A 12,637-nucleotide genomic window follows, 5' to 3' on the forward strand; every position below is an offset into this window, starting at 1 on the left:
TTTTTTACACAAATTATCAGCTTATTAATTTTGAAAATAAAAGCAAAAAGCGTTCCAAGTTTTATCATTTTGTCGATTCTAAATCGTGGCATAATTTTTCAAATTTTTGATAATATTTCCATTTTTTCAGATAGTGCGGGTATTTTTCCTTGATGTGTTTATAACAACAATCCAAACTTTCTTTAAGTTTTAAGGCTAATTCTTTTTCATTATGAAGATACTCTAAAATTTGATTTTCATCATAGAGTTTCTCTTTGATATTTTTTTCATTTTCTTCAAAAGAATCCATATAAGAGTGGAGCCAAGTTTGTACCGCAGTAAAAAGCTCTTTGTTTGATTCTAAAATATGTATTTGCGAACGTTTTACAAGTATAATAATATTTTCAAAAAGCAATTTTCTTGTCTGAAAAATTTTTTTTGTAAGATCTATAAATTCAGTTTTATTAGGATGAAGAGCGTGAGTTGAAACAAAAATATCAACACCACCTTCGTATTCAAAAAAAGAATCGTTCTTGAGTTGTTCTAAGTGTTTTTCATGGGCATGTAATCTTACTGGAAGGCTTATTAGAGACCCTTCAAAACGATTGATTCTGTGTGAGAGGAGATTTTGTAGAGTTTTCTCATCTTCTATATGAAAACCACAGAGTTTTTGTAATTTTTTATAGGTATGAAAAGCATTTTCAGGACTTATTTGTGTAAATTCAAGGCAAAATGGTGTAATATTTAAATTTTCAAGCACATGAACTGTTTTATAAAAATCAAAGCAAAACCCAAACCAGCCCTTATCTTTAAAAGCAACTGTTCGATTGATATCAGGCTTGTCTTTGTTTCCATAATAAGAAATTTTTGCAAAAATGTCGTTTTTCTTCCAGTCCATAGCTAAAGTGAAGTCTGTAACCCCTTTTTTAAGGGCTTCATTATCAACATGATTTACGGCCAGTCGAAACAAAGAAATAGGATCTCTTACAATGTAAGCAACTTTTGTGTCGCTTAAAAGCAAATGAAAAAATTTAAAATTCCTAAACCCTACAGTGATGATTTCAGGTTTATGTTGAAGGCAGAATTTATATAATCTGTTTGTATTGTCCCAAAAACCATCAGCATTCCAAGCTCCACAAGCATTATTATCAAAAGTGTAGATTCGTTTTTTATTTAAAAGTTCTGTGGCAAGAATATTCATCATAGTTCCACTACTTTGTATAGACATCCAAACAAGTTTTGGCGTGTAATTGAGTGGTAAATTTAGATCCCAAGCTAAATCAGCACCGAGTTTGTTATAATCAGCAGTTTTTGGATCGATTAGACTAGGATAAAGGGAAAGTTTTGAAAGAAATTTTTTATTAAATTCCTTGCTTTCAAGCCAAGTTTGTATTTCATCAAAGTGTGATACAAAAAAATGGGAATTGATGAATATAGTTTGCATTAAAGCTTCATAATCTTGGAATTTGTCCAAGAGTTGTACAATTTTTTCTTCCTTTTCTTCATAATGTTTGAGAATTTCTTGTTTGTCGTAAGTTAGTTGGGTTGTATCTTTGAGAAGTAAAGAACGAAATTGTTTGGTTTTCATTGTATCCTTTCTAATTGCGAAAAGTTTATTTTTGTTTTTTTATGAGAGCATTATGTTCGTTAAATGTTGTGCTAAAAGTATGCAAGCCTGTGTTTTTATTGCGCACAAAATACAAGTATTCGCTTTTTGCAGGAAAAATCGCAGCTTTAATTGCATTTAAAGAAACATTGCAAACAGCTTCTTGTGGCAAACCTTGAATTTTATATGTATTATAAAAGCTTGTATCTTGTTTGATTCTTTGTGGTGTGATTTTATCGTGAGAATACATACCGTAGTTTAAGGTACCATCCATTTGAAGTTTCATTCCTTTTTTTAATCTGTTGTAAATGACACTTGCAATAAAAGGCATTTCAGTTTCACTAGCCGCTTCTTTTTGAATGATAGAGGCGACGATGATATATTGATGCCATTTTTTTTCATTGAAACTACCAAAGATTTTTTCAGCTGCTTTTTTATATGAATTGTTTGCATATGTAAGGAGAATTTTTATAAGTAAGTCTTCACTAATTCCTTTTGGAATTTTGTAAGTCTCCGGAAAAAATACACCTTCTGCATAAGGAGATTGTTTGTGAAATTCAAGCCAGAGTTTTTTTTCGTCAAGCTCTAATTGCTTGGCAGCAAGTTGAAAGAAAATAGCAGTAGTTTCACCGGGTATGAGAGTAAGTGTTTGAAGTGCTGCTTTTGCAATAGTAAGCTTGTGTAAAAATTCAGCTCGATTTAATGTTTGAGTCCCTAAAGCTATCCAGCCTGATTGTGGAGAACCTAAAAAAAATAAAAGATATTTGTCAATATTGCTCATTTGGTAATTATATTGTTTTAAATGTGTTATAATTTGAGAGATAGAACCTTGAGGAATGAAAACGACCGAAGCACTTTGCAAGGGTTGGATTAAATAATACAAAAGGCCCAATATCCAAAAGAAAAAGAAGTTGCGAATGAAAAAAAAGATTGTATATATTTTTTTAGTTTTGTGTACGTTTGCATTTGTGATATTTTTTGTATTGAAAAACGGAATTACCATATCAAGTGTCCAATTTGATTTTTTAAAATTAGAGCAATTATATATTAAGTTAGATAAAAAACTAATACTTAGAGCCAAAAAAATTACTTTAAATAAACAGCAGCCAATATCAGAGGATTTTACAAACGACAGATTTGTTTCAAAAGAGATTTTAAATATTATAAAACAATTAGAGTATCTTTACACCTTTGTTGAGGAAATTGACATACAAAGTCTTAATATTAAAAACAATAACATACGTATACTTTTTAAGGATGATGAATTTTTTGTAGATAATGACGCGTTATTTTTAAAGCTGATTTTAGAACACAAAGTCAATCAAATTGATGCTGTAATTGACAAGCTTTTGTTAAAAGAGTATCAACTTGGTATTAATGGAAAATTAAGTATAAACACAAAAAGCGAATTCTATCATTTTGTTGGAAATGCCGTTTCAGATTCATTGAATTTTAATCTTACTCTTTCATATAAAAATAAAGGATTGGCTTATAAATTTGAAAATCTTACCCTTACAAATTTGCCACAGCTGCATACAAGATTGGAAAAAAAAATTACTTTACCTCAAGAGCTACGATTATGGCTTGTTGATAATATTCAAGCACAGTCTTATCATTTAGATTTTCTTCAAGGTTTTGTTGATTTTAGTGCAAAGAAATATTATTTTAATGATATAAGTGCAAAAGGTTTTGCAGATAAGGTGCAAATTTTCTTGGATAAAAAGAGCATTCCTGTTGTAATTCCTTATCTTGAATTAAATTTGCAAAAACAAAAGCTTGAATTTTCCTTCAAGCAAGCCTCGTATAACAAGACAGACTTAAGCGCAAGTGAAGTGTATTTGTATGATATTCTGAATTTAGAAAAAGCAGGAATTTTTCTTCGTATCAAGTCAAACAATGCTATCTTTGATGAACAACTCCGTGATACATTAAAAACATATCATCTTAACATTCCTTTTTATCAGCAAAGCGGTAGAGTTCAAACAGATCTTAAGCTTAAAATCAATTTTAATAAAAAGAATAGTATTTTTTATGAAGGTCTATTTTTTGTAGAAAATTCACAACTTTCTTTTGCGAATTTTGATGTTAGTAAAGCTTTGATACAGCTTACACAGAACAGTTTGCATATAGAAAATGCAAGTATAAAAAATGCTTTCTTAGAAGCAGATTTTGCTGCTGATTTTAATTTAGCGACAAAAAAAGCTGAATTAAATGCACAAATAGCAAGATTACATTTTGGTGATGATGTATTTGATATGAGAAATAAAATGCTTAGAGCAAGACTTGATTATAACCAAGATATAATTTTAGAAGTGCCTGAATTTGCTTTGACTTTAAATTTTACAGATGGGCTTGAAGCAAGAGCTGATAATGTAAATGCTTTTGTTGCATACTTGCCAAGATTAAAACAATTTGGTGTTCTTGGTGCAGATTCTCTTGCATATAAGAGTTTAAATTTTGATGATTTTATTTTTGATATTAAGAATCTTCGTTTTGAAAATGGTTTTTTTGTTAATGGCAAACCTTATCAAAAAGATAGTTTTGTTGTAACTAAAAATAAAGGCATTATAAATATCCATTCTCTAAGTGATACAGTCAATGTTGTTTTAAATGAACAGAAAAAAGAAATTAAGCTTAAAAACATAAATTATAGATATAAACAAGATAAAAATGTCAATGCTTTTGATATTCGCTCAAATACTCAAAATATTACCCTTGATGCTACCAATGTTGCTTTGTTGTTAGTAGACTTTAACAAAACTTTAGCTTTTGATAAGCTTCAAACTACTTTAGAGGGTAGTGTTTTAAATGCTCAAGCTACTCGAGGTGTTGCGAATTTAAATCTTCATTATTCTCCCGATAATCTTTATTTTACTGCAAAAAATATAGATGATAGTTTTTTAAATGAATTCTTAGAAAAGAAAGCTGTACAAGAAGGGGTATTTGATTTAAATATCAGCGGAAGCTCTCTTGAGTATTTTTCTGGAGAATTGAGAGTAAAAAATACTTATGTCAAAGATTTAAAAGGAGCAAATCAGTTGATTTCTTTTATTGATACTGTTCCAAGCTTGCTTTTATTTAAATCACCAACTTTTAATGAAAAAGGACTTCACTTTCATAGCGGAAAGGTTGTTTTTAATCGCAAGAAAGATTTATTTCGTTTTGATGCAATTAATTTTAATGGAGATAGTGTTGATATTTTTGGACTTGGAAGTGCGAATTTACGACTGAATGAACTTGATTTAGATTTGGAGTTAAAAACTCTCAAATCAGCCTCTCAAACGCTTTCTAAAATTCCTATCCTTAATTATGTAGTTTTAGGAAAAAATCAAGAAATCAGTACGAATATTAAAGTGAATGGAAGTTTTGAAGAGCCAAAATTTCATACGCAAATTTTAACAGATACTCTTAAAACACCTTTTAATCTTATTCGCAATATCATAGAATTGCCTGCCAATTTATTTAATTAAAATTTACTATCTTTCGTGAAAACTAAAATAAAGTTTAAATTTACTCTTGAAAAATTTTCTAATTGTAATATACTTTAGTTTTAAAAATAAGAAAATATTTTACTAACAAGGATTAAAAATGCACATTACCTATACTTTGACAGATGAATCTCCAGCACTTGCGACCTATTCTTTCCTTCCTATCGCTACTGCTTTTTTACATAGGGCTAATATAAGAGTGCAGACCGCTGATATTTCATTGTCTGGTAGGATAATAGCTCAATTTAGCGAATATCTAAAAGAGGATCAAAAGTGTGAAGATGCCTTAGAAAAGTTAGGTGAGCTTGTACAAAGACCCGATGCAAATTTGATAAAAACACCAAATATATCAGCTTCTATTCCGCAACTTAAAATTGCTATAAAAGAACTTCAAGCTAAAGGTTATATGTTACCAAATTACCCAGATCAACCAAAAGATGATAAAGAATTGCAAATAAAAACAAAATATCAAAAAATTCTTGGTTCAGCAGTAAATCCTGTTTTAAGACAGGGCAATTCAGATCGTCGTTCAACTAAAGCTGTAAAGGAATATGCTAAAAATAATCCTTATAAAGTTATTGCTTTTAATCCTAATTCAAAAACAAGAGTTTCTTATATGAAAGAAGACGATTTTTTTTCTAATGAAAAAGCTGTTTTGATTGCACAAGATTGTCTTGCAGATATAGAATTTATTTCAAACAATGGCAAGTCTGAAAAAATGAAAGAAAATTTAAAATTTGAGAAAAACGAAATTGTTGATGCAAGTTTTATGAATGTGCAGAAACTTCAAGAATTCTATGAAGAACAAATACAGTTTTGCAAACAAGAAAATCTGCTTTTTTCTTTGCATTTAAAAGCTACTATGATGAAAGTGAGCGATCCTGTTTTGTTTGGTTATGCTGTGAAAGTATTTTTTAAAGATCTTTTTGAGAATTTTAAAGATGAATTGGCACGTTTAGGTGTGAATGAAAACAATGGTATAAGTGAGCTTTTAAGTAAAATAGAGCATTCGGATAAAAAAGAAGAAATTTTGAAAAAATACGAAGAGATACTAGCAAAACGTGCGGATATTTCTATGGTAAATTCTGATAAAGCAATTACTAACTTACACGTTCCAAGTGATGTTATAGTTGATGCTTCTATGCCTGCGATGTTAAAGAATGGAGCAAAACTTTGGGATAAAGAAGGCAAAGAAAGAGATACAAATGCTCTTATTCCTGATCAAACTTATGCAACAATTTATGAGGCTGTGATTAAAGATTTACACACAAATGGAACTTTAAACCCTTCGCAATTAGGAAGTGTTTCAAATGTAGGTTTAATGGCAAAAAAAGCTCAAGAATACGGTTCTCACGATAAAACCTTTTTAGCAAAAGAAGATGGAATTTTTAGAATAGTTGCCAATGGCAAAATTTTGCTTGAGCATAAGGTGCAAAAAGGTGATATTTACAGAGTGAATCAAGCAAAATTTGATGCTGTGCTTAATTGGATTGATTTAGGTATTGAAAGAGCTGAACTTACAGGTAATGAAGCAATTTTTTGGCTTGATAGTAAAAGAGCGAGCAATGCGATAATGATAGATTTAGTCAAAGAAAGATTGCAAGAAAAAGGAAAGGATCTTTGTATTTTAGCCCCTTATGAAGCGTGTTTAAAAAGTTTGGAACTGATTCGTAAAGGCAAGGATGTTATTTCAATTACAGGTAATGTTTTGCGCGATTATTTAACTGATTTGTTTCCTATTTTAGAACTTGGAACAAGTGCAAAAATGCTTTCAGTTATACCTATGTTAAATGGCGGAGCTATGTTTGAAACAGGAGCTGGTGGGTCAGCACCAAAACAAGTTGAGCAGCTTGTTGAGGAAAATCATTTACGTTGGGATAGCTTGGGAGAATTTTTAGCTTTGCAGGCAAGCCTAGAATTTTATGCGCTTAAATGCAGCAATCATAAGGCTAAGGTTTTAGCTTCTTGTCTTGATGAAGCAATAGGTGAGTGGCTTGAGAACAATAAAAGCCCGTCGCGTAAAGTAAAAGAAGATGATAACCGTACAAGCCATTTTTATCTTGCTTTGTATTTTGCAAATCATTTAGCAAGACAAGCTAGCGATATAGAACTTCAAAGCTTTTTTAAGGAAATAGCCTTAGAACTTAGTTCTAATGAAGAAAAAATACGAAGTGAGTTGAATGATATTCAAGGAGTTAAAGTTGATTTGGGAGGGTATTATAAATTCAATGATGAAAAAACAGAAAAAATTATGCGTCCAAGCCCGACTTTTAACGCTATTATCGAAAAAATAGGACAGAAATGAAGATTGTAATTATCGGTACTGGAAATGCAGGTTAAAGAAAAGATTGAAAAAATCTTTGATTAAATATTAATATAAAGGAGAATAAATGAATATACACGAATACCAGGCGAAGGCTATTTTTGCGCAAAATAGTATCCCTACATTAAAAGGAAAGGTCGCGTTTAGTGTTGATGAAGCTGTGCAGAATGCTAAAGATTTAGGTGGAAATGTTTGGGCTGTAAAAGCTCAAATTCACGCTGGTGGTCGCGGACTTGGTGGTGGTGTCAAAATCGCTAAAAATTTAGATGAAGTAAGAACTTATGCAAATCAAATTTTAGGGATGAATTTAGTTACTCATCAGACAGGACCTGAGGGAAAACTTGTGCAGAAACTTTATATAGAAAGCGGAGCTAATATTATTAAAGAATATTATCTTGCTATACTTTTTAATAGAATGGCTGAACAAATCACGATTATTGCTTCAAGTGAAGGCGGTATGGATATAGAAAAAGTTGCCAAAGAAAGCCCAGAAAAGATTGCTAAAGTCGGAATTGACCCACAAATTGGTTTTAAACTCTTTCACGGACTTGAAGTTGCAAAAGTTTTAGGGCTTGACAAAGAAGAGAGTAAAAAACTTATAGCGATGATTGATAAACTCTATCAGCTTTACATAGAAAAAGATATGAATATGCTTGAAATTAATCCTCTTATTAAAACTGCAGAAGGCGACTTTTATGCTTTAGATGCAAAATGTAGTTTTGATGATAGCGCACTTTATAGACATAAAGATATTGCAGAACTTAGAGATGTTACAGAGGAAAATCCTGCTGAAAGAGAAGCCGGAGAATTCGGTTTAAGCTATGTAAAACTTGATGGTGATGTTGCTTGTATGGTTAATGGTGCAGGTCTTGCAATGGCGACTATGGATATTATTAATTATAGCGGAGCAAAACCTGCAAATTTTTTAGATGTCGGTGGCGGGGCAAGTGCTGAGACTGTTGCTAAAGCTTTTGAAATTATTTTACGTGATAAAAATGTTAAGGTTATTTTTATTAATATTTTTGGTGGGATTGTTCGTTGTGATAGAATAGCTAATGGAATTTTAGAAGCAACTAAAAATGTTGAAGTCAATATCCCTATAGTAGTAAGATTAGATGGGACAAATGCTTTAGAGGCAAAAAATATCTTAGATAATTCAAATTTAAAGAATATCAAAGCGGCTTCTGATCTCAAAAATGGTGCAGAATTAGTAAAGAGCTTAGTATAAGGATAGAGAATGAGTATTTTAGTTAATAAAAACACAAAGGTGATTGTTCAAGGTTTTACTGGTAAGGAAGCGACTTTTCACGCTGAGCAATGTCTGGCTTACGGTACAAATATAGTTGGTGGTGTTACTCCATACAAGGGTGGGCAAAACCATTTGCAAAAACCTGTTTTTGATACAGTAGCAGATGCGGTTAAGGCGACTGGTGCAGATGTAAGTTTGATTTTTGTACCGGCTTTTGCTGTTGGTGACAGTGTTATTGAAGCAGCTGATGCCGGGATCAAACTTGCTGTAGTTATTACAGAACATACCCCTGTTAAAGATATGATGTTTGCTAAGAATTATGCCAATAAAAAAGGTATGAAGATTATAGGTCCAAATTGTCCGGGTATTATTACTTCAGAAGAATGTAAATTAGGCATTATGCCGGGCTTTATTTTTAAGAAGGGATGTGTAGGACTTATATCAAAATCTGGAACTTTGACATATGAGGCGGCAAATCAGGTTGTACAAGCTGGATATGGAATTTCAACAGCTGTAGGTATAGGTGGAGATCCGATTATAGGACTTGCTTATAAAGAGCTTTTGAGTGAATTTCAAAAAGATAATGAAACAAAAGCTATGGTAATGATAGGTGAAATTGGTGGAAGTTTAGAAGTAGAGGCTGCAAAATTTATTAAAGAAAATATTAGCAAACCTGTTGTAGCTTTTATTGCTGGTGCTACTGCTCCTAAAGGAAAAAGAATGGGACACGCGGGCGCTATTGTAGGAAGTGCTGATGAAAGTGCTGCGGCAAAAAAAGAGGCTTTGAGAAGTTACGGGATTCATGTTGTTGATTCTCCTGCTTTAATTGGTGAAGAAATTAAAAAAATTTTAGCTTAAAGGAAATATTATGAGTATAAGTGCCCCCAAAGACACTCCTGTTTGGGTTGATGAGCATAGATGTAAAGCGTGTAATATCTGTGTGAGTTATTGTCCAGCTGGAGTTTTAGCGATGCGTGATGATATTCACGCCGTTTTAGGTCAAATGATAGAAGTAGTGCATCCTGAATCCTGTATAGGTTGCTCTGAGTGCGAAACGCATTGTCCTGATTTTGCTATTATGGTAGCAAAAAGAGATGAATTTAAATTTGCTAAACTCACTCCAGAATCTAAAGAAAGAGTTGAGGCGATTAAAAAAAATAAATATAAAAAATTATAGGAAAAATGATGAGAGAAGTTATATCGACAGGAAATGTGTTAATAGCTCAAGCAGCTATTGATTGTGGGTGTAAATTTTTTGGAGGTTATCCCATCACTCCGAGTTCTGAGATTGCTCACGAATTAAGCCATATGCTTCCTGCAAATGATGGTACTTTTATACAAATGGAAGATGAAATTTCAGGTGTAAGTGTAAGTATAGGTGCTGCAATGAGTGGAGTAAAATCAATGACAGCAAGCAGTGGTCCGGGAATTTCCTTAAAAGCTGAACAAATAGGACTTGCTTTTATTGCTGAAATTCCGCTCGTTATTGTTAATGTTATGAGAGGAGGTCCTTCAACAGGACTTCCTACTCGTGTTGCACAAGGGGATCTTTTTCAAGCTAAAGCACCGACACACGGTGATTATGCAAGTATAGCCATAGCTCCCGCTTCTTTAGAAGAAGCTTATACTGAAACTATCCGCGCTTTTAATTTAGCTGAAAAATTTATGACTCCGGTATTTTTGCTTATGGATGAAACTGTTGGGCATATGAACGGTAAAGCTTTATTGCCTGAATTGGATGATATTGAGATTATTAATAGAGCAAAATTTAATGGCGATAAGAAAGATTATAAGCCTTATGCAGCAGCACAGAATGAACCGGCTACTTTAAATCCATTTTTTGAAGGTTACCGTTATCACATAACAGGACTTCATCACGGAGACATAGGTTTTCCAACAGAAGATGGAGTTTTAGTAAAAAAGAACATAGAACGACTTATAGGTAAGATTAAGAACCGTAAAAATGAGATTTGTACTTGGGAGGAATTTATGCTTGATGATGCTGAATTTTTGATTATAGCATATGGAAGCGTAGCACGTTCAGCCAAAGAAGCTATTTTAAGAATGAGAGAGCAAGATATTAAAGCAGGGCTTTTTCGTCCTATTACTCTTTACCCTGTTGCTGAGGAAAAAATTGCTGAAGTGGTGAGTAAATTTAAGAAAGTTATGGTCAGTGAATTAAATATGGGACAGTACTTAGAAGAGATTCAAAGAGTAAGCTCAAGAAACGATTTTATTTCACTTCATAGAGCAAATGGTCGTCCTATTACTCCGAGTGAAATTATGGCAAAAGTAAAGGAGAATATATAAAATGGCATTTGATTATGATGAGTATTTAAGGGCAGATAAGCTTCCTACACAATGGTGTTGGGGTTGTGGAGATGGTGTAGTTTTAAAATGCATTATTCGTGCTGTACAAAAACTTGGTTGGAATATGGATGATGTATGTTTAGTTTCAGGTATAGGTTGCAGTGGAAGGATGAGCTCTTATGTTAATTGTAATACCGTTCATACTACACACGGCAGAGCTATTGCTTATGCGACAGGGATCAAGCTTGCTAATCCTAGCAAACATGTTATAGTTGTGAGTGGTGATGGTGATACTTTGGCTATAGGAGGTAATCATACCATACACGGCTGTCGACGTAATATAGATTTAACGCATATAGTTATTAATAATTTTATTTATGGGCTTACGAATTCTCAAACTTCTCCAACTACACCGAAAGGATTTTATACTGTTACAGCTCAATTTGGAAATATAGATCCTAATTTTGATGCTTGTGAGCTTACAAAGGCTGCCGGTGCTTCTTTTGTAGCAAGAGGAAATGTTATTGAAGCAAATAAGCTTGAAAATCTTATTTATAAAGCTTTATTACATAAAGGATACAGTTTTGTGGATGTGTTTTCAAATTGCCATATTAATTTAGGTCGTAAGAATAAAATGGGTGAAGCTGTGGCTATGCTTGATTGGATTAAAAATCGTATTGTTGATAAAAGTAAGTTTGAACAAATGGATTCTGAAGAGAAAAGAGATAAATTTCCTACTGGAATTTTGCACCAAGATGAGAGTCAAGCGGAGTATTGTCACGCATATGAGGAAGTTCGTAGAGCTGCAAAAGAACGAAGAATGGTTAATTTGGGAGCATTAAAATGAAATACCAGTTAAGGTTTGGTGGTGAAGGTGGTCAAGGGGTTATTACTGCAGGAGAAATTTTGGCTGAAGCTGCCATCAAAGAAGGTCGTTATGCTTTTAAGGCTTCCACTTATACTTCTCAAGTTCGTGGAGGACCTACAAAAGTTGATATTATCATTGATGACAAAGATATTTTATTTCCTTATGCAGTTGAAGGAGAGATTGATTTTATGCTTTCAACGGCAGATAAGGGTTATAAGGGTTTTCGTGGTGGTATGAAGTTAAATGGTATTATAGTGATAGAGCCAAATTTAGTACATCCTGAAGATGAAGATTATGCAAAATGGCAAATTTTTGAAATTCCTATTATAACAATAGCAAAAGATGAGGTAGGTAATGTCGCAACCCAATCGGTTGTAGCTCTTTCAATAGCGGCTTTTATGAGCAAGTGTATTGCTTTAGATATTTTAAAAGAAACTATGCTTCATATGGTCCCAGCCAAAACAAGAGATGCGAATGCTAAGGCTTTTGATTTGGGTGTTCAGTATGCAAGTCAAGCTAAAGCAGTTCGCAAATTATCTTAAAACAAGGTTAAAACCTTGTTTTAGATTTCTTTCAAAAATGTAATTTCTGTTTTTAAAGTGTTATTAGAATTATTTCATTAGATATATTGAAAACGAAATCTTTATAATTTCTTAATTTTAGCAACAACGAAAGTCAAATTGATTGTATTCAATGTACGTTTTTTAACATCATAAAATGGGAAATAGAATTTGAATATTTATGAAAAAGTTTTCGGAGTGTTTTGTGATGAAACAATTCAAATGAAATGATATTTTATTAAATTTTCTTGTTT

General features: G+C 32.3%; 10 protein-coding genes. 8 read left to right on the top strand and 2 right to left on the bottom strand.

Features of this window, described 5'->3' with window-relative positions; all coding sequences use genetic code 11:
* Positions 1-64: 64 nt before the first annotated feature.
* Positions 65-1,567: a DUF2972 domain-containing protein gene (locus OQH62_RS03335; protein ID WP_266013805.1), complete on the bottom strand. Its 1,503-nt coding sequence runs from the start codon at positions 1,565-1,567 to the stop codon at positions 65-67.
* A gap of 25 nt (positions 1,568-1,592) precedes the next feature.
* Positions 1,593-2,588 (bottom strand): endolytic transglycosylase MltG, encoded by a 996-nt coding sequence (mltG, locus tag OQH62_RS03340; protein ID WP_266013808.1) that lies wholly within the window; start codon positions 2,586-2,588, stop codon positions 1,593-1,595.
* Between mltG and OQH62_RS03345 the strand changes: the two genes are divergently transcribed.
* The 8 genes from OQH62_RS03345 (at position 2,503) to OQH62_RS03380 (ending at position 12,365) form a co-directional block, all read left to right on the top strand.
* Positions 2,503-5,055, top strand: coding sequence for an AsmA-like C-terminal domain-containing protein (locus OQH62_RS03345; RefSeq protein WP_266013810.1), 2,553 nt, complete (start codon positions 2,503-2,505; stop codon positions 5,053-5,055). The genes mltG and OQH62_RS03345 overlap by 86 nt on opposite strands.
* A 118-nt stretch (positions 5,056-5,173) precedes the next feature.
* A complete protein-coding gene (locus OQH62_RS03350) occupies positions 5,174-7,378 on the top strand; it encodes an NADP-dependent isocitrate dehydrogenase (RefSeq protein ID WP_266013813.1) in 2,205 nt (734 codons plus the stop codon).
* Between the two features lie 85 nt (positions 7,379-7,463).
* The gene (sucC, locus tag OQH62_RS03355) at positions 7,464-8,624 is read left to right on the top strand and encodes an ADP-forming succinate--CoA ligase subunit beta (protein ID WP_266013815.1); all 1,161 of its coding nucleotides are present in this window, start codon (positions 7,464-7,466) and stop codon (positions 8,622-8,624) included.
* Between the two features lie 9 nt (positions 8,625-8,633).
* Positions 8,634-9,503: a succinate--CoA ligase subunit alpha gene (sucD, locus tag OQH62_RS03360; RefSeq protein ID WP_266013817.1), complete on the top strand. Its 870-nt coding sequence runs from the start codon at positions 8,634-8,636 to the stop codon at positions 9,501-9,503.
* A gap of 10 nt (positions 9,504-9,513) precedes the next feature.
* Positions 9,514-9,822: a 4Fe-4S dicluster domain-containing protein gene (locus tag OQH62_RS03365; RefSeq protein ID WP_266013820.1), complete on the top strand. Its 309-nt coding sequence runs from the start codon at positions 9,514-9,516 to the stop codon at positions 9,820-9,822.
* Positions 9,823-9,830: 8 nt separating this feature from the next.
* On the top strand, positions 9,831-10,955 hold the full coding sequence (locus OQH62_RS03370) for a 2-oxoglutarate synthase subunit alpha (protein ID WP_266013823.1): 1,125 nt from the start codon (positions 9,831-9,833) through the stop codon (positions 10,953-10,955).
* A 1-nt stretch (position 10,956) separates the two neighbouring features.
* Positions 10,957-11,802, top strand: coding sequence for a 2-oxoglutarate ferredoxin oxidoreductase subunit beta (locus OQH62_RS03375; RefSeq protein WP_266013826.1), 846 nt, complete (start codon positions 10,957-10,959; stop codon positions 11,800-11,802).
* Complete coding sequence (locus OQH62_RS03380; RefSeq protein ID WP_266013828.1) at positions 11,799-12,365, top strand: 2-oxoacid:acceptor oxidoreductase family protein; 567 nt, start codon at positions 11,799-11,801, stop codon at positions 12,363-12,365. The genes OQH62_RS03375 and OQH62_RS03380 overlap by 4 nt, the downstream gene beginning before the upstream one ends.
* Positions 12,366-12,637: the final 272 nt, after the last annotated feature.

It is taken from the genome of Campylobacter sp. MIT 21-1684, from assembly GCF_026241315.1.
GTDB lineage: Bacteria > Campylobacterota > Campylobacteria > Campylobacterales > Campylobacteraceae > Campylobacter_D.

What these genes read in the sequence shown, in the direction of transcription:
- OQH62_RS03350 (WP_266013813.1), top strand. Translation starts at nt 5,174, where the DNA reads ATGCACATTACCTATACTTTGACAGATGAATCTCCAGCACTTGCGACC.
- OQH62_RS03345 (WP_266013810.1), top strand. Translation starts at nt 2,503, where the DNA reads ATGAAAAAAAAGATTGTATATATTTTTTTAGTTTTGTGTACGTTTGCA.
- OQH62_RS03365 (WP_266013820.1), top strand. Translation starts at nt 9,514, where the DNA reads ATGAGTATAAGTGCCCCCAAAGACACTCCTGTTTGGGTTGATGAGCAT.
- OQH62_RS03380 (WP_266013828.1), top strand. Translation starts at nt 11,799, where the DNA reads ATGAAATACCAGTTAAGGTTTGGTGGTGAAGGTGGTCAAGGGGTTATT.
- OQH62_RS03335 (WP_266013805.1), bottom strand. Translation starts at nt 1,567, where the DNA reads ATGAAAACCAAACAATTTCGTTCTTTACTTCTCAAAGATACAACCCAA.
- mltG (WP_266013808.1), bottom strand. Translation starts at nt 2,588, where the DNA reads ATGGTAATTCCGTTTTTCAATACAAAAAATATCACAAATGCAAACGTA.
- sucC (WP_266013815.1), top strand. Translation starts at nt 7,464, where the DNA reads ATGAATATACACGAATACCAGGCGAAGGCTATTTTTGCGCAAAATAGT.
- OQH62_RS03370 (WP_266013823.1), top strand. Translation starts at nt 9,831, where the DNA reads ATGAGAGAAGTTATATCGACAGGAAATGTGTTAATAGCTCAAGCAGCT.
- sucD (WP_266013817.1), top strand. Translation starts at nt 8,634, where the DNA reads ATGAGTATTTTAGTTAATAAAAACACAAAGGTGATTGTTCAAGGTTTT.
- OQH62_RS03375 (WP_266013826.1), top strand. Translation starts at nt 10,957, where the DNA reads ATGGCATTTGATTATGATGAGTATTTAAGGGCAGATAAGCTTCCTACA.